Genomic DNA, 17,630 nt, shown 5'->3' with positions numbered 1-17,630 from the left:
ACGGACGTGACCGGCATCGTGACGCTGCCGGCTGGTACGGAGATGGTTATGCCTGGCGACAACATCACCGTTGACGTCGAGCTGATCGTGCCGATCGCCATGGAAGAGAAGCTGCGCTTCGCTATCCGTGAAGGCGGCCGCACCGTCGGCGCCGGCATCGTCGCTTCCATCGTCGAGTAAGAAGAACAAGAGATCTGTCGCGGGCGCGGATACGCCCGCGCCGCGCCAGAACAAGGAATAGACGCATGAACGGACAGAATATCCGCATCCGACTTAAAGCGTTCGATCACCGCGTGCTCGACGCCTCGACGCGGGAAATCGTTTCCACGGCCAAGCGCACCGGCGCCAATGTCCGCGGCCCGATCCCGCTGCCGACCAGGATCGAGAAGTTCACGGTCAACCGCTCGCCGCACGTCGACAAGAAGAGCCGCGAGCAGTTCGAAATGCGCACTCACAAGCGCCTTCTCGACATCGTGGACCCGACCCCGCAGACGGTCGATGCGCTGATGAAGCTCGATCTGGCCGCCGGCGTGGACGTCGAAATCAAGCTCTAAGAGCTGAAACATGAGCCGGTGGGGAAACCCGGCCAGCTCCTCTGAAGGAAGATGAACCTATGCGTTCAGGTGTAATTGCACAGAAGGTGGGAATGACCCGCATCTACAACGATGCCGGCGAGCATGTCCCCGTTACCGTTCTCCGCATGGAGAGCTGCCAGGTCGTGGCTCAGCGCACGCAGGAGAAGAACGGCTACACCGCCGTCCAGCTCGGCGTTGGCCTTGCCAAGGTGAAGAACACGTCGAAGGCCCTGCGCGGCCACTTCGCTGCCGCCTCCGTGGAGCCGAAGTCGAAGGTCGCGGAATTCCGCGTCTCCGCCGACAACATGCTCGACGTCGGCGCCGAGATCACGGTCGAGCATTTCGTCGCCGGCCAGAAGGTCGACGTGACGGGCACTTCGACCGGTAAGGGCTTCCAGGGCGTTATCAAGCGTCACCATTTCGGCGGCGGCCGTGCCACCCACGGTAACTCGCTGTCGCACCGCGTGCACGGTTCGACCGGTCAGCGCCAGGACCCCGGCAAGGTGTTCAAGGGCAAGAAGATGGCCGGCCACCTGGGCGACACGCGCGTCACCACCCAGAACGTCGAGGTCGTTTCGACCGACGCCGATCGCGGTCTGATCCTGATCCGCGGCGCGGTTCCCGGCACCAAGGGTGCCTGGATCCTGGTTCGCGACGCCGTCAAGTCGGCGCTGCCTGCCAACGCGCCGAAGCCGGCAGCGATCCGGGCGGCCACCAAACAGGCTCCGGCCACTGAGGGAGCGGAATAATGGACCTCAAGATCACCACCCTCGGCGGCAAGGACGCCGGCAAGGTGAAGCTCTCGGAAGAGATCTTCGGCCTGGAGCCGCGCGAAGACATCCTGCAGCGCGTCGTGCGCTGGCAGCTCGCCAAGAAGCAGCAGGGCACGCATCAGGCGAAGGGCCGCGCGGACATCGCCCGCACCGGCGCCAAGATGTACAAGCAGAAGGGTACGGGCCGCGCCCGTCACCATTCGGCTCGCGCTCCGCAGTTCCGCGGCGGCGGCAAGGCCCACGGCCCGGTTGCCCGCAGCCATGAGCATGACCTTCCCAAGAAGGTCCGTGCGCTCGGCCTCAAGCATGCGCTGTCGGCCAAGGCCAAGGCTTCCTCGATCATCGTGGTCGACGAGCTGAAGCTGGCTGAAGCCAAGACCAAGGCGCTGGTCGCGAATTTCGCGACGCTCGGCCTGACCAATGCCCTGTTCATCGGCGGTGCCGAGCTCGACCAGGGCTTCAAGCGGGCCGCTGCCAACATTCCGAACATCGACGTACTGCCGATCCAGGGCATCAACGTCTACGACATTCTGCGCCGCGGCACGCTGGTCCTTTCCAAGGCCGCCGTCGAGGCTCTCGAGGAGCGCTTCAAATGACCGACCTTCGTCATTACGATGTGATCGTCTCGCCGGCGATCACCGAAAAGTCGACCATGGCGTCCGAGCAGAACCAGGTGGTCTTCAACGTCGCCAAGAAGGCGTCGAAGCCGGAGATCAAGGCAGCCGTCGAAGCGCTGTTCGGCGTGAAGGTGATGGCTGTGAACACGCTCGTCCGCAAGGGCAAGGTGAAGCGCTTCCGCGGCACGATCGGCCGCCAGGGCGACGTCAAGCGAGCAGTTGTGACGCTGGCCGATGGCCAGTCGATCGACGTCGCGACGGGTCTCTGAGCTAGGCCGCGAGGACAACGACAATGGCACTGAAGAAATTTAACCCGGTAACGCCGAGCACCCGCCAGCTGGTCATCGTCGACCGCTCGGGCCTCTACAAGGGCAAGCCCGTCAAGGGCCTGACCGAAGGTCTGACCAAGTCGGGCGGCCGCAACAACTACGGTCGCATCACGGCCCGCTTCATCGGCGGCGGTCACAAGCGTTCGTACCGCATCATCGACTTCAAGCGTCGCAAGTTCGACGTGGTCGGCACGGTCGAGCGTCTGGAATACGACCCGAACCGCACCGCCTTCATCGCTCTCATCAAGTATGAGGACGGCGAGCTGAACTACATCATCGCCCCGCAGCGTCTGCAGGCCGGAGACAAGATCGTGGCCGGCGAAGCGGTCGATGTGAAGCCCGGCAATGCGATGCCGCTTTCGTCGATGCCGGTGGGCACCATCGTCCACAACATCGAGCTGAAGCCCGGCAAGGGCGGCCAGGTCGCCCGTTCGGCTGGCGCCTATGCCCAGCTCGTCGGTCGTGACCAGGGCATGGCGATCCTGCGCCTCAACTCGGGCGAGCAGCGCATCGTGCATGGCTCGTGCCTTGCCACCGTCGGCGCCGTGTCGAACCCCGACCACGGCAACATCAACGACGGCAAGGCCGGCCGCACCGTGTGGCGTGGCAAGCGCCCGCACAACCGCGGCGTTGCCATGAACCCGGTCGACCATCCGCACGGCGGTGGTGAAGGCCGCACCTCGGGTGGCCGTCATCCGGTTACCCCGTGGGGCAAGCCCACCAAGGGCAAGAAGACGCGGTCCAACAAGGCGACCGATAAATTCATCGTGCGCTCGCGCCATCAGCGCAAGAGCTAAGAAGAGGTAACGCCAAGTGACTCGTTCGGTTTGGAAAGGCCCCTTCATCGACGGCTACCTTCTCAAGAAGGTGGACAAGGTTCGTGAAGGTGGTCGCAGTGAGGTGATCAAGATGTGGAGCCGCCGCTCCACCATCCTGCCGCAGTTTGTCGGCCTCACCTTCGGTGTCTACAACGGCCAGAAGCACGTCCCGGTCTCGGTGAACGAGGACATGGTCGGCCACAAGTTCGGTGAATTCGCTCCGACCCGGACCTATTACGGTCACGGCGCGGATAAGAAGGCGAAGAGGAAATAACGATGGGCAAGGCCAAAGCTCCGCGCAGGCTTGCTGACAACGAGGCACGTGCCGTTCTGCGCACGATCCGCGTCAGCCCGCAGAAGCTGAACCTGGTTGCTGCGATGATCCGCGGCAAGAAGGTTGCTACAGCGCTCAACGACCTGGAATTCTCGCGCAAGCGCATTTCGGGAACCGTCAAGAAGACGCTGGAATCGGCGATCGCCAATGCGGAAAACAACCACGACCTCGACGTCGACGCCCTGATCGTGGCCGAGGCCTATGTCGGCAAGTCGATCGTCATGAAGCGTTTCCACGCTCGTGGCCGTGGTCGCGCCAGCCGCATCGAGAAGCCGTTTTCGCATCTCACGATCGTCGTTCGTGAGGTTGAAGAGAAAGGGGAGGCCGCATAATGGGCCAGAAAATCAATCCGATCGGTCTCCGTCTCGGCATCAACCGCACCTGGGACTCGCGTTGGTACGCGAACACCGGCGAATACGGCAAGCTGCTGCACGAGGACCTCAAGATCCGCGAGTATCTTGAGAAGGAACTCAAGCAGGCCGCGATCTCGAAGATCGTCATCGAGCGTCCGCACAAGAAGTGCCGCGTCACCATCCACGCCGCGCGCCCTGGCCTGATCATCGGCAAGAAGGGCGCCGACATCGAGAAGCTCCGCAAGAAGCTGACCGAGATGACGCAGTCCGAAACGCACCTCAACATCGTTGAAGTGCGCAAGCCGGAAATCGACGCGACGCTGGTCGCGCAGTCGATCGCCCAGCAGCTCGAGCGCCGCATCGCCTTCCGTCGCGCCATGAAGCGCGCCGTGCAGTCGGCCATGCGTCTCGGTGCCGAAGGCATCCGCATCAACTGCTCGGGCCGTCTCGGCGGCGCCGAAATCGCTCGCATGGAATGGTACCGTGAAGGCCGCGTGCCGCTGCATACGCTGCGCGCCGATGTCGACTACGGCACCGCCGAAGCCCAGACCGCCTATGGCATCTGCGGCGTCAAGGTGTGGGTGTTCAAGGGCGAGATTCTCGAGCACGACCCGATGGCCTCGGAACGTCGTGCCACCGAAGGCGATCATTCGCAGGGCGGTGAGCGCTCCGAGCGCAGCCGTCGTCGCGAAAACGCCTGATTGGCATAGGAATTTGGAGTTAGAACGATGCTGCAGCCAAAGCGCACAAAGTTCCGTAAGCAGTTCAAGGGCCGCATCCACGGCACCGCGAAGGGCGGCACCAACCTGGATTTCGGCGGCTTCGGTCTGAAGGCGCTGGAGCCGAACCGCGTCACCGCGCGTGAGATCGAGGCGGCCCGCCGCGCGATCACCCGCGAGATGAAGCGCGCCGGCCGGGTGTGGATCCGCGTGTTCCCGGACGTTCCGGTCACCTCGAAGCCGACCGAAGTCCGCATGGGTAAGGGTAAGGGCGCGGTCGACTACTGGGCTTGCCGCGTCAAGCCGGGTCGCGTCATGTTTGAGATCGACGGCGTGTCGGAAGAAATCGCTCGCGAGGCCCTGCGCCTCGGTGCAGCCAAGCTCTCGGTCAAGACGCGCTTCGTACAGCGCATCGCTGAATAAGAAAGGGCTGTTGCGATGAAAGCCGCCGATATCAGAATGAAGACCGTCGATGAACTCGACACCGATCTTGCCGCGCTGAAGAAGGAGCAGTTCAACCTGCGCTTCCAGAAGGCGACGGGCCAGCTCGAAAAGACCGCGCGTGTGAAGGAAGTCCGCAAGGACATCGCCCGCATCAAGACCATCGCCGCCGAGAAATCGGCCGGCAAGAAGGCTTAAGGACGAAAATCATGCCGAAGCGCATTTTGCAGGGCACCGTCGTCAGCGACAAGAACGAGAAGACGGTCGTCGTCAAGGTCGAGCGTCGCTTCACCCATCCGGTGATGAAGAAGACCGTGCGCATGTCGAAGAAGTACAAGGCGCATGACGAAAACAACGCCCACAAGGTGGGCGACCAGGTGTCCATCCAGGAATCGAAGCCGATTTCCAAGGATAAGCGCTGGGTCGTCATTACCCCTGAGCAGGCGTAATCGAACGAATTTTGGACAGACCGGGGAGGGGCTTTTCAGCCTGTCCCGTTAGAGAAGAAGAAGGCGGCCAGTCATGATTCAGATGCAAACAAACCTCGACGTCGCGGATAATTCCGGCGCCCGTCGTGTCATGTGCATCAAGGTGCTGGGCGGCTCGAAGCGGAAATACGCTTCCGTCGGCGACATCATCGTGGTGTCGATCAAGGAAGCCATTCCGCGCGGCCGCGTGAAGAAGGGTGATGTGATGAAGGCGGTCGTCGTACGCACCGCCAAGGACATCCGTCGCCCCGACGGCAGCGTGATCCGTTTCGACAAGAACGCGGCCGTTCTCGTCGACAACAAGAAAGAGCCTGTGGGCACGCGTATCTTCGGGCCGGTTCCGCGCGAGCTTCGCGCCAAGAACCACATGAAGATCATCTCGCTCGCGCCTGAAGTGCTGTAAGGAGCCGGAACAATGCAGAAGATCCGCAAAGGCGACAAGGTCGTCGTGCTTTCCGGCAAGGACAAGGGCCGCTCCGGCGAAGTCCTGTCCGTGCAGCCGAAGGAAGACACGGCCATTGTGCGCGGCATCAACATCGTGGTTCGCCACCAGCGCCAGACCCAGGCGCAGGAAGGCGGCCTGATCAGGAAAGAGGCACCGATCCACCTCTCGAACCTCGCGATCGCCGACCCCAAGGACGGCAAGCCGACCCGCGTCGGCTTCAAGCTCGAGAAGGACGGCAAGAAGGTACGAGTCGCCAAGCGCTCGGGAGAAGTCATCAATGGCTAAGGCAGCACAAACCGCGCAGAACACGCCGCGCTTGAAGCAGGTCTACAACGAGACCATCAAGAAGGCGCTGCTGGAGCAGTTCAAGTACGACAACGAGATGCAGATCCCGCGTCTCGACAAGATCGTGCTGAACATGGGTGTCGGCGAAGCCACGGGCGATTCCAAGAAGCCTTCGGTCGCCGCCGAGGACTTGGCGCTGATCGCTGGTCAGAAGCCGGTCATCACCCGCGCCCGCAAGTCGATCGCCGGCTTCAAGGTTCGCGAGAACATGCCGATCGGCACCAAGGTGACGCTTCGCAAGGAGCGCATGTATGAGTTCCTGGACCGCCTGGTCAACATCGCGCTGCCGCGCGTTCGCGACTTCCGCGGCCTGAACCCGAAGAGCTTCGATGGCCGCGGCAACTACGCCATGGGCATCAAGGAGCACATCGTGTTCCCGGAGATCAACTACGACAAGGTCGATCAGATCTGGGGCATGGACATCATCGTTTGTACGACTGCGAAGACGGACGACGAGGCCAGGGCATTGCTCAAGGCCTTCAACTTCCCCTTCCGCCAGTAACGGCAGCGAGCAAAGGAAAAATCTGAAATGGCAAAGACCAGCTCAGTCGAAAAGAACAACCGGCGCCGCAAGCTTGTGGACCAGTACGCTGCCAAGCGTAAGGCCCTCAAGGACATCGTCATGGACCAGTCCAAGCCGATGGACGAGCGCTTCCGCGCCCAGCTGAAGCTCGCGGCCCTGCCGCGCAATTCGGCCAAGATCCGCATCCGTAACCGCTGCGAAGTCACGGGCCGTCCGCGCGCCTTCTATCGCAAGCTCAAGGTCTCGCGCATCGCGCTTCGCGATCTCGGCAATACCGGCCAGATCCCGGGCCTGGTCAAGTCGAGCTGGTAAGGAGGACATACTATGTCATTGAGCGATCCTCTCGGCGATATGCTGACCCGCATCCGCAACGCCTATGGCCGTAAGAAGTCGACCGTGTCGACGCCGGCTTCGCGTCTGCGCGCCCGTGTTCTCGACGTGCTGAAGTCGGAAGGTTACATCCGCGACTACAGCCAGACCGATTTCGAGAACGGCAAGTCGGAAATCGAGATTGAGTTGAAGTACTTCGACGGCAATCCGGTCGTGCGCGAAATCTCGCGTGTTTCGAAGCCGGGCCGCCGCGTCTACGTTTCGGCCAGGTCGATCCCGCAGGTCGCCAACGGCCTCGGCATCGCCATCCTTTCGACCCCGAAGGGCGTGATGGCCGACCACGAAGCGCGCGAGCAGAACGTCGGCGGCGAAGTTCTCTGCCAGATCTTCTGATCGGCGAATTGAGATAGGAAGGACGAGCGAAAATGTCTCGTATTGGTAAGAAGCCCGTCTCGGTGCCTGCCGGTGTGACCGCTGCGGTCGACGGCAAGACTGTCACGGCGAAGGGCCCGAAGGGCGAGCTGAAGTTCGTCGTCAACGACGAAGTGCTGGTCAAGCTGGACAACGGCCAGATCGCCGTTGAACCGCGCGATCAGTCGAAGGACGCACGCTCCAAGTGGGGCATGTCGCGTACCCAGATCGTCAACATCCTGACCGGCGTGAAGGACGGCTTCGAGAAGAAGCTCGAGATCACCGGCGTTGGTTATCGCGCTGCCATGCAGGGCAAGAACCTGCAGCTGGCGCTCGGTTTCTCGCACGACGTGGTCTATGAGACCCCGCAGGGCATCACGATCACCGTGCCGAAGCCGACCGAAATCACCGTTTCGGGCATCGACAAGCAGCAGGTCGGCCAGGTCGCGGCCGAGATCCGCGAATACCGCGGCCCCGAGCCCTACAAGGGCAAGGGCGTCCGTTATGCGGGCGAGAAGATCGTCCGTAAGGAAGGCAAGAAGAAGTAACAGGCTTGGCTCCCGAAACGTCGCGGACGTTTCAGGCAAGGCTGGATTATCGCAACGCCACGGGGTGTTGCTGCGGGAGGCCAGAACCTACCGCACAAGGCAACCCCCGTTTTACAAGGCAAGGAATACGACTATGGCAACCAAGGAAGCCACGCAGCGCCGCTCGTCGCGCATTCGCCGCCAGATCAAGGCGGTTTCGAACGGCCGTCCGCGTCTTTCGGTGCACCGCACCTCCAAGAACATCTACGTCCAGGTGATCGACGACGCGAAGGGTCACACCATCGCCGCCGCCTCGACGCTTGAGAAGGACTTCAAGGCCGGCAAGAAGACCGGTGCCGACACCGCCGCCGCCGCTGCCGTTGGCAAGCTGGTCGCCGAGCGCGCCGTCAAGGCCGGCGTCAAGGAAGTCGTCTTCGATCGCGGCGCCTACATCTATCACGGCCGCGTCAAGGCGCTGGCCGAAGCCGCCCGCGAGGCTGGCCTCAGCTTCTAAGTTCGAACCATTCCGGAAGTCGGCTTCGAAAAAGGGGCTGACATTTCGGAACGGATCGTGCAGAAGGCGCAAGTTTTTCGCCGCCGGCGACCTCGAAAAGGGGCGCCGGCATTTCAGCAACCCGTGCTTCCGGAAAAGAACAAGGATTAGGATATGGCACAGGAACGTAGGGAAGGCGGCCGCGAGCGCGGTCGCGACCGCGAAGAGCGCGACGACGGCATCGTCGACAAGCTCGTACACATCAACCGCGTCGCCAAGGTGGTGAAGGGCGGCCGTCGCTTCGGCTTCGCTGCTCTCGTCGTCGTCGGCGACCAGAAGGGCCGCGTCGGCTTCGGTCATGGCAAGGCACGCGAAGTGCCGGAAGCCATCCGCAAGGCGACTGAATCGGCCAAGCGCGACATGATCTTCGTGCCGCTGCGCTCAGGCCGTACGCTGCACCACGACGTCGAAGGCCGTTGGGGCGCTGGCAAGGTTCTGCTGCGTGCCGCCAAGCAGGGTACCGGCATCATCGCCGGCGGCCCGATGCGCGCCGTCTTCGAGACGCTCGGCATGCATGACGTCGTCGCCAAGTCGATGGGCTCGTCGAACCCGTACAACATGGTTCGCGCCACCTTCGACGCGCTGAAGAGCCAGATGCATCCCAAGGATGTGGCTGCCGCTCGCGGTATCAAGTATTCGACCCTTCAGGCCCGCCGCGGCAATGCCGTAGCGGCTGATGAATAGTCGATAGCTGAGAGGACCACGAACATGGCCAAGCAAGCTACCAAGACCATCACCGTCGAGCAGATCGGCTCGCCGATCCGTCGGCCGAAGGAACAGCGCGCAACGCTGGTCGGCCTCGGCCTCAACAAGATGCACCGCAAGCGCACCCTGGAAGATACGCCTTCCGTGCGCGGTATGATCGCGGCCGTCCAGCATCTCGTCCGCGTTGTGGACGAGAAGTAAGCCGCAGGAGAAGACCAATGAAACTCACCGATCTGCGTGACAAGGACGGCGCCACCCACTCCAAGAAGCGTCTTGGCCGTGGTATCGGCTCGGGCTCGGGCAAGACCGCTGGCCGCGGCGTGAAGGGTCAGAAGGCCCGTTCCGGCGTTGCCATCAACGGCTTCGAGGGTGGCCAGATGCCGCTCTACCGCCGTCTGCCCAAGCGCGGCTTCACCAACATCTTCGCCAAGAGCTTCGTCACCGTGTCGCTCGCCCGCATCCAGGCGGCGATCGATGCCAAGAAGCTTGACGGCAAGGAAGTCGTGACCGGCGAAGCGCTCGTCAAGGCCGGCGTTCTGCGCCGCCTCAAGGACGGCGTGCGCGTCCTTTCCGACGGCGAACTCAAGGCCAAGCTCTCGTTTGACGTCGCTGGCGCCTCCAAGGCCGCCATCGAGAAGATCGAGAAGGCCGGCGGTTCCGTGAAGCTGCCTGAACAGGCCGCCGCCGAGTAAACATGTTTTGACAAGCGGCCGCGTCTCGACGCGGCCGCTTGCATCTTGGCACCGCCGAGCCTATGTCCCTTGCTCGGTGACACGCGCTGCCCGAAGCGGGCCTTTCCCGCGTCATCTAGCGGAGATATTGAATGGCTTCGGCTGCTGAACAACTAGCATCCAATCTCAATTTCGCGGCTTTCGCCAAGGCCGAGGATCTCAAGAAGCGCATCTGGTTCACGATCGGCGCTCTCCTCGTCTATCGCCTCGGCACCTACATTCCGCTTCCCGGCATCAATCCCGAAGCTTTCGCTCAGGCATTCCAGTCGCAGTCCAAGGGCGTGCTGGGCATGTTCAACATGTTCGCCGGCGGCGCCGTGCAGCGCATGGCGATCTTCGCGCTGGGCATCATGCCCTACATCTCCGCCTCCATCATCATGCAGCTGATGACCTCGGTCATCCCCTCGCTTGAAGCGCTGAAGAAGGAAGGCGAGCAGGGCCGCAAGGTCATCAACCAGTACACCCGCTACGGCACCGTGCTGCTTGCCATCGTGCAGGCCTACGGCATTTCGGCGGGTCTGGAGAACGGCAACGGCATTGTCACAGATCCCGGCATGTTCTTCCGCATTTCCACCGTCATCACACTGGTCGGCGGCACCATGTTCCTGATGTGGCTGGGCGAGCAGATCACCGCGCGCGGCATCGGTAACGGCATTTCGCTGATTATCTTCGCCGGCATCGTCGCGGGCCTTCCGCACGCCATTTCCGGCACGCTGGAACTCGGCCGCACCGGCGCGCTGTCGACGCCGCTGATCCTGGCCATCATCGTTCTGGCCATCGTCGTCATCGCGCTCATCGTCTTCTTCGAGCGCGCCCAACGCCGCCTGCTGATCCAGTATCCGAAGCGCCAGGTCGGCAACCGCATGTTCCAGGGCGACACCTCGCACCTGCCGCTGAAGCTGAACACCTCGGGCGTCATTCCGCCGATCTTCGCGTCGTCGCTGCTGCTTCTGCCGGCAACCGTCGCTGGCTTCTCGAACGCGAGCAACCTGCCGTCCTGGGCAAGCGCCGTGCTGGCCTCGCTCGGCCACGGTCAGCCGCTCTACATGGCGTTCTATGCCTCGATGATCGTGTTCTTCGCCTTCTTCTATACGGCCATCGTCTTCAATCCGAAGGACACGGCCGACCAGCTGAAGAAGCATTCGGGCTTCATCCCGGGCTATCGCCCCGGTGAGCGCACCGCCGACTATATCGACTACGTGCTTACCCGCATCACCGTGATCGGCGCCATCTACCTGGTCGTTATCTGCCTTCTGCCGGAATTCCTGATTTCGGCCACTGGCGTACCGTTCTACCTTGGTGGCACTTCGCTTCTGATCGTGGTCAGTGTAACGCTCGACACCGTTGCGCAGATTCAGGGTCACCTGATCGCGCATCAGTACGAGGGACTGATCAAGAAGTCGAAGCTGCGCGGGGGTAAGAGAGGCAGATGAAGTTGATATTGCTTGGCCCGCCTGGTGCGGGCAAGGGGACGCAAGCGCAGCGACTGGTCGAAAAACACGGCATACCGCAACTCTCCACCGGAGACATGTTGCGCGCCGCGGTCAAGAACGGCACCGAAGTTGGCAAGCGCGCCAAGGCAGTGATGGATGCGGGCGAGCTCGTCTCCGACGCCATCGTCAACGCCATCGTCGCCGAGCGGATCGACCAGCCGGACTGTGCCGGCGGTTTTATCCTCGACGGCTATCCCCGCACCCTGGCGCAGGCCGACGCGGTCGAGGCGATGCTGTCCGAGCGCAAGCTGAAGCTTGATGCGGTCATCGAACTCGTCGTCGACGACAAGGTTCTGGTCGGCCGAATCGTCAAGCGCGCCGAAGAGGCCGCCGCCGCCGGGCAGCCGGTGCGCAAGGACGACAATCCGGAAATCTTCGAAGAGCGCCTGCGCGAATATTACAAGAAGACCGCGCCGCTCATCGGCTACTATCATGCCAAGGGCCTGTTGAAGGGCGTCGACGGCATGGCCGATATCGATACCGTGACCAGGCAGATCGAGGCTATTCTGGCCACTTCTGTCCAGAAGTGAACAAATCGGCTTGACTAGGCCGGGCTGCTGGAGTATGGCGGCCCGTCTCCCTATCAGGCATGAGCTTTGCTTGTCCGTGAGGACAAGGCATCTGCTTTGAACAGGAACTCCCCGCAAGGGCCGGCCTCCACCGGACGCGGGATAACGTAAAGCGCCGTTTCGACCCTGTCGGCCGGCCCAGATGGAGAAAGAGAAGACATGGCCCGTATAGCCGGCGTCAACATTCCGACCAACAAGCGCGTCGTCATCGCGCTGCAGTACATTCACGGCATTGGCAAGAAGTTCGCCCAGGAGATCGTCGACAAGGTCGGCATCCCGGCCGAGCGCCGCGTCAACCAGCTGACCGACGCCGAAGTGCTGCAGGTCCGCGAGACGATCGACCGTGACTACCAGGTCGAAGGCGACCTGCGTCGCGAAGTCTCGATGAACATCAAGCGTCTGATGGACCTCGGCTGCTACCGCGGCCTGCGTCACCGTCGTTCGCTGCCGGTGCGCGGTCAGCGTACCCACACCAACGCCCGCACCCGCAAGGGTCCGGCGAAGGCGATCGCCGGTAAGAAGAAGTAATTGGCGGCAGTCGCCAGTAGGCAACGGGCAGTCGGGAAAACCGACTGCCGACTGCCGAAGTCCGACTGCCTTCCAGGTGGAGCCGCTGGCATTACGGCGGTGTAGAGATCAACTGAAAGGACTACCATGGCCAAGGAAGCCGCACGCGTCCGTCGTCGCGAACGCAAGAACATTTCGTCGGGTGTCGCTCACGTCAACTCGACCTTCAACAACACCATGATCACCATCTCCGACGCGCAGGGCAACGCGATTGCCTGGTCGTCGGCCGGTGCCCAGGGCTTCAAGGGGTCGCGTAAGTCGACCCCGTTCGCCGCCCAGATGGCTGCCGAGGACGTCGCCAAGAAGGCGCAGGAACACGGCATGCGCATGCTCGAGGTCGAGGTTTGCGGTCCGGGTTCGGGTCGTGAATCGGCGCTGCGCGCTCTGCAGGCAGCCGGCTTCACCATCACCTCGATCCGCGACGTGACGCCGATCCCGCACAATGGTTGCCGCCCGCGCAAGAAGCGCCGCGTCTAACATTTTTAGAATACCGACGGGAACGCTTCGTGCGTTCCCGAATGGTTTCCAGGTCGCCCACCACGATTGGATGGTGGTGGGGAAACGGAAGGACAGACAATGATCCAGAAAAACTGGCAGGAACTGATCAAGCCCAACAAGATCGACTTCTCGTCGAAGGGCAAGACGCTGACTACGCTGGTCGCCGAGCCGCTCGAGCGCGGCTTCGGTCTGACCTTGGGCAACGCGCTGCGCCGCGTGCTCTTGTCGTCGCTGCGTGGCGCGGCCGTCACCGCCGTGCAGATCGACGGCGTGCTGCATGAGTTCTCGTCCATCGCCGGCGTGCGCGAGGACGTGACCGATATCGTGCTCAACATCAAGGAAATCGCCATCAAGATGGAAGGCGATGGCCCCAAGCGCATGGTCGTGCGCAAGCAGGGTCCGGGCGCCGTTCTGGCTGGCGACATCCAGACCGTCGGCGACGTCGAGATCCTGAACCCCGACCATGTCATCTGCACCCTCGACGAGGGCGCGGAAATCCGCATGGAATTCACCGTTGACACCGGCAAGGGTTACGTTCCGGCCGAGCGCAACCGCGCCGAAGACGCGCCGATCGGCCTGATCCCGGTCGACTCGCTCTATTCGCCGGTCAAGAAGGTCTCCTACCGCGTCGAGAACACCCGCCACGGCGAGGAACTCGACAAGGACAAGCTGACCATGACGCTCGAGACCGACGGTTCGGTCACGGGTGAGGACGCGGTGGCTTTCGCCGCCCGCATCCTGCAGGACCAACTCGCTCTGTTCGTCAACTTCGACGAGCCGCAGAAGGAAGTCGCGGCCGAGGCCGTTACCGAACTCGCTTTCAACCCGTCGCTGCTGAAGAAGGTCGACGAGCTGGAGCTTTCGGTGCGTTCGGCGAACTGCCTGAAGAACGACAACATCGTCTATATCGGCGACCTCATTCAGAAGACCGAAGCCGAAATGCTTCGCACTCCGAATTTCGGCCGCAAGTCTCTGAACGAGATCAAGGAAGTTCTGGCTGCTATGGGCCTGCATCTCGGCATGGAAGTGCCGGACTGGCCGCCGGAAAACATCGAAGACCTCGCAAAGCGCTACGAAGACCAATATTGAGCATGAATTTCCAAGGGCGGGCGGCATAAGCCGTCCCGTCCGACGGTCATGCGGAAAACCATCAGAGGCCGTGGCCTCTTGAACAGATAAAGAAGGAAAAGAGCCATGCGCCACGGTTTCAAAGGCCGTCGTTTCGCCCGCAGTGTAAGCCACCGCAAGTCGATGTTCGCCAACCTCGCCGTGTCTCTGATCGAGCACGAGCAGATCGTCACCACCCTGCCGAAGGCGAAGGACCTGCGTCCGATCGTCGAGAAGCTGGTGACGCTCGGCAAGCGCGGCGACCTGCACGCCCGTCGTCAGGTCATCGCCCAGATCGGCAATGAAGGCGTCGTCAAGCGCCTGTTCGACACGCTGGCCCCGCGCTATGCCAACCGCAATGGCGGCTACCTGCGCATCATGAAGGCAGGCTTCCGCAAGGGCGACAATGCCGCGATGGCGGTCATCGAGTTCGTTGACCGCGACACCTCGGCCAAGGGCGCCGCTGACCGCGCCCGCGTCGAGGCCGAAGCCTCCGAGACCGAGGCCGCCTAAGCCTTTCGGACTTTCTTGAAAGACATTAAGGGGCCCTTGGGGTCCCTTTTTGTTTCTGGAACACCACATGAGCGACGGCTGCAAGAAAGGTCGCTGACATGTCCGCACGAGTTTTCCGCGTCTTCATATTCCTGGTAGGTCTGATGACAGGCGGCACGCTCGCCGCCGAAGCCAAGGGGACGGCACCCATGCTGATCGAAGCGACAATCGCTGGCGACATCGCGCAGATCAAGGCGGCGATCGCTTCCGGCGCCGATCTCGAACAGCGCGATGCCAAGGGCCGCACGGCGCTGCTCATCGCCACCCATGCTGACAACCCAGAGGCGGCGAAGCTGTTGATCGCTGCCGGCGCCGACGTCAACGCCAAGGACGATATCCTCGACACGCCTTTCCTCTATGCCGGCGCGGAAGGGCGCGACGATATCCTGAAAGCCATCCTCGCCACCGGCAAGGCAAATCTCAAGGACACCAACCGCTTCGGCGGCACTGCCCTGATCCCCGCCGCCGACCACGGTTTTCCAGAGACGGTGCGCATCCTGCTTGGCACTGGCATCAACATCGACCACGTCAACAATCTTGGCTGGACGGCCCTGATGGAGGCGGTGATCCTGGGCGACGGCGGCCCGGTGCAGCAGGAGATCGTTGCGCTCCTGGTCGATGCAGGGGCCAGGGATATTCCCGACCATGACGGCGTCAGTGCCTTGCAGCACGCCAGGAAGCGCGGCTACGCGGCGATCGTCGAGCGCATCACCGAAGGCCGCCGCCCGCTCTGATAATCCCGGCCGCTGCCCAGCGGCAGCCTCTGCAAAGGCAAGTGGGGAACGTCACCGACAAATCGTACACCTGTCATGCCAGGGTCATGGCTTTCCAACAAAACGACTTCAGGGCCGGTCCGCGGCTCCGCTATCATCGTTTTGAGGGATCAGGGATATGACCAAACTCGTTCGGCACTCGCTTTTGGCCACCGCGGCGCTGTCCACGCTGCTTGTTTCCGGCGCCGTCTACGGGCAGGGCGCCGCCGATGCCTTCCTCGAACGCGGGGCCAAGGGCGACATTACCCTGCATGGCGGCGCGCGCCGCCTGACCGGCGAAGTCACCGCCGAGCTGCAGAAGTTCATCAACAATGGCGAGGTGAAGAACGTCATCCTGCTGATCGGCGACGGCATGGGCGATTCCGAGATCACCGTGGCGCGCAACTATGCCGAAGGCGCCAGCGGCTTCTTCAAGGGCATCGACGCGCTGCCCGTCACCGGCCAGTACACCCACTACGCGCTGGACAAGAAGACCGGCAAGCCGGACTACGTGACCGACTCGGCCGCTTCCGGCACCGCCTGGGCCAGCGGCGTGAAGACCTATAACAACGCCGTCGGCGTCGACATTCACGAAAAGCCGCACAAGACGCTGATCGAGCTGGCCAAGACTGCCGGCATCGGCACCGGCAACGTCTCGACCGCCGAGATCCAGGATGCCACGCCGGCCGTGCAGGTCGCGCATGTCACCCAGCGCAAATGCTACGGCCCGTCGGCCACCGCCGAGAAGTGCCCCACCAACGCGCTCGAGAATGGCGGCCTCGGCTCGATCTCCGAGCAGCTTTTGAACACCCGCGCCGATGTCGTTCTGGGCGGCGGCGCCAAGAGCTTCGGCGAGACCGCCCGCGCCGGCGACTGGAAGGACAAGACGCTGTTCGATCAGGCCAAGGAGCGCGGTTTCCAGGTCGTCAGGACGGCCGACGAGCTCAACGCCCTTAGCGCCGCCGGCAACGACAAGCCGGTGCTCGGCCTGTTCTCGGAAGGCAACATGCCGGTCCGCTGGAAGGGGCCGAAGGCCGTCCATTACGGCAACATCGAAAAGGAAGCGGTGACCTGCGAGCCGAACGCCGACCGCACCGCCGCCGTGCCGACGCTCGCAGCCATGACCAAAAAGGCCATCGACCTGCTCAAGACCAATGAAAAGGGTTTTTTCCTGCAGGTGGAGGGTGCGTCGATCGACAAGCAGGATCATGAGGCCAATCCGTGCGGCCAGATCGGCGAGACGGTCGATCTCGACGAGGCCGTCCAGGCCGCGCTCGATTTCGCCAAGGCCGACGGCAAGACGCTGGTGATCGTCACCGCCGACCACGCCCATTCCAGCCAGATCATCCCGAACGACACCAAGGCGCCCGGCCTCACCCAGGCGCTGAAGACCAAGGACGGTTCGGTGATGTCGGTCAGCTACGGCAATTCGGAAGGCGATTCGCAGGAACACACCGGCGCGCAGCTGCGCGTCGCCGCCTTCGGTCCGCGCGCCGCCAATTTCGCCGGCCTTACCGACCAGACCGACATGTTCTTCACCATCCGCGATGCGCTGAAGCTCGGCAACTGACGATCCTCGACCCCCGGCGCCCCGTCCTTCCCGATCCGGAAGGGCGGGGCGTCGCCGTCTAGTGCCCGTTCATGTGGATACGGGGCAGGACAGCGAAGCTTCGGCACAGGGCAGGGCAGCGAAGCTTTCTCGCAGGGCAGGACCGTGAAGCCTCGTCATTCCCGACCGCGTGAGCGAGGCACGAGCGGAGCGTGTCGGGAATCCATACCGGAACGCTGACGCCTCGGCGCGGTGCAAGATGTGGATTGAATGCGTGGAGGAAGGCGCAGGTCGAAAGAAAGTACGTTGTCCTTTCAATCCCTTGTCGCAAACCGCACGAAAACCGCGCGCGGATTTGCCCACATGATCGAGGCACACGCCACAATCGGCCCATCGCCCTCACGGGAACCTGGTGCGCACCGGGTATCAGGGAGGGCGCCGGTGCCGGACTGGCAGCGCTAACGGTGGCGGTGTCTGGTGACGAGCCCTAAGTCCGGGCCCTGGAAAAACCCGGCCGCCGCCGCCG

At 62.8% G+C, this 17,630-nt stretch carries 29 protein-coding genes and 1 pseudogene; all 30 read left to right on the top strand.

Translation table 11 applies throughout. The features are described 5' to 3' along the window. A pseudogene (tuf, locus tag AB4136_RS33095) lies at positions 1-180 on the top strand (elongation factor Tu); the annotation flags it as partial. Between the two features lie 65 nt (positions 181-245). Then, a complete protein-coding gene (gene rpsJ / locus AB4136_RS33090) occupies positions 246-554 on the top strand; it encodes a 30S ribosomal protein S10 (protein WP_006205468.1) in 309 nt (102 codons plus the stop codon). Between the two features lie 59 nt (positions 555-613). Next, positions 614-1,324, top strand: coding sequence for a 50S ribosomal protein L3 (gene rplC, locus AB4136_RS33085; protein WP_024924758.1), 711 nt, complete (start codon positions 614-616; stop codon positions 1,322-1,324). Further along, positions 1,324-1,944 (top strand): 50S ribosomal protein L4, encoded by a 621-nt coding sequence (gene rplD, locus AB4136_RS33080; protein ID WP_024924759.1) that lies wholly within the window; start codon positions 1,324-1,326, stop codon positions 1,942-1,944. The genes rplC and rplD overlap by 1 nt, the downstream gene beginning before the upstream one ends. Then, positions 1,941-2,234 (top strand): 50S ribosomal protein L23, encoded by a 294-nt coding sequence (locus tag AB4136_RS33075; protein ID WP_024924760.1) that lies wholly within the window; start codon positions 1,941-1,943, stop codon positions 2,232-2,234. Before rplD ends, AB4136_RS33075 begins: the two co-directional genes overlap by 4 nt. Before the next feature lie 23 nt (positions 2,235-2,257). Next, positions 2,258-3,091 carry a 50S ribosomal protein L2 gene (rplB, locus tag AB4136_RS33070; RefSeq protein ID WP_024924761.1) on the top strand — a complete coding sequence of 278 codons (834 nt, stop codon included), beginning with the start codon at positions 2,258-2,260 and terminating at the stop codon, positions 3,089-3,091. 16 nt (positions 3,092-3,107) lie between these two features. Further along, positions 3,108-3,386, top strand: a complete 279-nt coding sequence (gene rpsS, locus AB4136_RS33065; RefSeq protein WP_024924762.1) for a 30S ribosomal protein S19 — start codon at positions 3,108-3,110, stop codon at positions 3,384-3,386. A gap of 2 nt (positions 3,387-3,388) precedes the next feature. Further along, the gene (gene rplV / locus AB4136_RS33060) at positions 3,389-3,778 is read left to right on the top strand and encodes a 50S ribosomal protein L22 (protein WP_024924763.1); all 390 of its coding nucleotides are present in this window, start codon (positions 3,389-3,391) and stop codon (positions 3,776-3,778) included. Then, positions 3,778-4,500 carry a 30S ribosomal protein S3 gene (gene rpsC / locus AB4136_RS33055; RefSeq protein ID WP_024924764.1) on the top strand — a complete coding sequence of 241 codons (723 nt, stop codon included), beginning with the start codon at positions 3,778-3,780 and terminating at the stop codon, positions 4,498-4,500. The genes rplV and rpsC overlap by 1 nt, the downstream gene beginning before the upstream one ends. 27 nt (positions 4,501-4,527) lie before the next feature. Next, positions 4,528-4,941: a 50S ribosomal protein L16 gene (rplP, locus tag AB4136_RS33050; protein ID WP_024924765.1), complete on the top strand. Its 414-nt coding sequence runs from the start codon at positions 4,528-4,530 to the stop codon at positions 4,939-4,941. 15 nt (positions 4,942-4,956) lie between these two features. Beyond that, complete coding sequence (rpmC, locus tag AB4136_RS33045) at positions 4,957-5,157, top strand: 50S ribosomal protein L29 (protein ID WP_024924766.1); 201 nt, start codon at positions 4,957-4,959, stop codon at positions 5,155-5,157. An 11-nt stretch (positions 5,158-5,168) separates the two neighbouring features. Next, positions 5,169-5,408: a 30S ribosomal protein S17 gene (gene rpsQ, locus AB4136_RS33040; protein ID WP_024924767.1), complete on the top strand. Its 240-nt coding sequence runs from the start codon at positions 5,169-5,171 to the stop codon at positions 5,406-5,408. A 73-nt stretch (positions 5,409-5,481) separates the two neighbouring features. Further along, positions 5,482-5,850, top strand: coding sequence for a 50S ribosomal protein L14 (gene rplN / locus AB4136_RS33035; RefSeq protein ID WP_024924768.1), 369 nt, complete (start codon positions 5,482-5,484; stop codon positions 5,848-5,850). A 12-nt stretch (positions 5,851-5,862) separates the two neighbouring features. After that, positions 5,863-6,177 carry a 50S ribosomal protein L24 gene (gene rplX, locus AB4136_RS33030; RefSeq protein WP_024924769.1) on the top strand — a complete coding sequence of 105 codons (315 nt, stop codon included), beginning with the start codon at positions 5,863-5,865 and terminating at the stop codon, positions 6,175-6,177. Next, positions 6,170-6,739 carry a 50S ribosomal protein L5 gene (gene rplE, locus AB4136_RS33025; protein ID WP_024924770.1) on the top strand — a complete coding sequence of 190 codons (570 nt, stop codon included), beginning with the start codon at positions 6,170-6,172 and terminating at the stop codon, positions 6,737-6,739. Before rplX ends, rplE begins: the two co-directional genes overlap by 8 nt. Before the next feature lie 27 nt (positions 6,740-6,766). Beyond that, on the top strand, positions 6,767-7,072 hold the full coding sequence (rpsN, locus tag AB4136_RS33020; RefSeq protein ID WP_024924771.1) for a 30S ribosomal protein S14: 306 nt from the start codon (positions 6,767-6,769) through the stop codon (positions 7,070-7,072). Between the two features lie 12 nt (positions 7,073-7,084). Further along, positions 7,085-7,483, top strand: coding sequence for a 30S ribosomal protein S8 (rpsH, locus tag AB4136_RS33015; RefSeq protein WP_024924772.1), 399 nt, complete (start codon positions 7,085-7,087; stop codon positions 7,481-7,483). A gap of 32 nt (positions 7,484-7,515) precedes the next feature. Further along, positions 7,516-8,049 carry a 50S ribosomal protein L6 gene (gene rplF, locus AB4136_RS33010; RefSeq protein WP_024924773.1) on the top strand — a complete coding sequence of 178 codons (534 nt, stop codon included), beginning with the start codon at positions 7,516-7,518 and terminating at the stop codon, positions 8,047-8,049. 133 nt (positions 8,050-8,182) lie between these two features. Further along, positions 8,183-8,542, top strand: coding sequence for a 50S ribosomal protein L18 (gene rplR / locus AB4136_RS33005; protein ID WP_024924774.1), 360 nt, complete (start codon positions 8,183-8,185; stop codon positions 8,540-8,542). Between the two features lie 153 nt (positions 8,543-8,695). Further along, positions 8,696-9,265 (top strand): 30S ribosomal protein S5, encoded by a 570-nt coding sequence (gene rpsE / locus AB4136_RS33000; RefSeq protein ID WP_024924775.1) that lies wholly within the window; start codon positions 8,696-8,698, stop codon positions 9,263-9,265. Between the two features lie 24 nt (positions 9,266-9,289). Beyond that, complete coding sequence (gene rpmD / locus AB4136_RS32995; protein WP_024924776.1) at positions 9,290-9,487, top strand: 50S ribosomal protein L30; 198 nt, start codon at positions 9,290-9,292, stop codon at positions 9,485-9,487. A 17-nt stretch (positions 9,488-9,504) separates the two neighbouring features. Continuing rightward, a complete protein-coding gene (gene rplO / locus AB4136_RS32990; RefSeq protein WP_024924777.1) occupies positions 9,505-9,978 on the top strand; it encodes a 50S ribosomal protein L15 in 474 nt (157 codons plus the stop codon). A gap of 131 nt (positions 9,979-10,109) precedes the next feature. Further along, positions 10,110-11,450, top strand: coding sequence for a preprotein translocase subunit SecY (gene secY / locus AB4136_RS32985; RefSeq protein ID WP_024924778.1), 1,341 nt, complete (start codon positions 10,110-10,112; stop codon positions 11,448-11,450). After that, entirely contained in the window at positions 11,447-12,040 is a 594-nt protein-coding gene (locus tag AB4136_RS32980) for an adenylate kinase (protein ID WP_137900472.1), read from the top strand. The genes secY and AB4136_RS32980 overlap by 4 nt, the downstream gene beginning before the upstream one ends. A 198-nt stretch (positions 12,041-12,238) precedes the next feature. Beyond that, positions 12,239-12,607 carry a 30S ribosomal protein S13 gene (gene rpsM / locus AB4136_RS32975; protein ID WP_137900473.1) on the top strand — a complete coding sequence of 123 codons (369 nt, stop codon included), beginning with the start codon at positions 12,239-12,241 and terminating at the stop codon, positions 12,605-12,607. 126 nt (positions 12,608-12,733) lie between these two features. Continuing rightward, positions 12,734-13,123 (top strand): 30S ribosomal protein S11, encoded by a 390-nt coding sequence (gene rpsK / locus AB4136_RS32970; RefSeq protein ID WP_024924781.1) that lies wholly within the window; start codon positions 12,734-12,736, stop codon positions 13,121-13,123. A 99-nt stretch (positions 13,124-13,222) separates the two neighbouring features. After that, a complete protein-coding gene (locus AB4136_RS32965) occupies positions 13,223-14,233 on the top strand; it encodes a DNA-directed RNA polymerase subunit alpha (RefSeq protein WP_024924782.1) in 1,011 nt (336 codons plus the stop codon). A 105-nt stretch (positions 14,234-14,338) separates the two neighbouring features. Continuing rightward, positions 14,339-14,764: a 50S ribosomal protein L17 gene (gene rplQ, locus AB4136_RS32960; protein ID WP_024924783.1), complete on the top strand. Its 426-nt coding sequence runs from the start codon at positions 14,339-14,341 to the stop codon at positions 14,762-14,764. Between the two features lie 98 nt (positions 14,765-14,862). After that, positions 14,863-15,537 carry an ankyrin repeat domain-containing protein gene (locus AB4136_RS32955; RefSeq protein WP_137900474.1) on the top strand — a complete coding sequence of 225 codons (675 nt, stop codon included), beginning with the start codon at positions 14,863-14,865 and terminating at the stop codon, positions 15,535-15,537. Between the two features lie 157 nt (positions 15,538-15,694). Next, positions 15,695-17,125, top strand: coding sequence for an alkaline phosphatase (gene phoA / locus AB4136_RS32950; protein WP_137900475.1), 1,431 nt, complete (start codon positions 15,695-15,697; stop codon positions 17,123-17,125). Positions 17,126-17,630: the final 505 nt, after the last annotated feature.

This window comes from Mesorhizobium sp. 2RAF21 (assembly GCF_052115345.1).
Taxonomy (GTDB): domain Bacteria; phylum Pseudomonadota; class Alphaproteobacteria; order Rhizobiales; family Rhizobiaceae; genus Mesorhizobium; species Mesorhizobium terrae.
The sequence above is the reverse complement of the archived record's forward strand: the minus strand, read 5'-3'. Positions and strand labels throughout refer to the sequence as shown.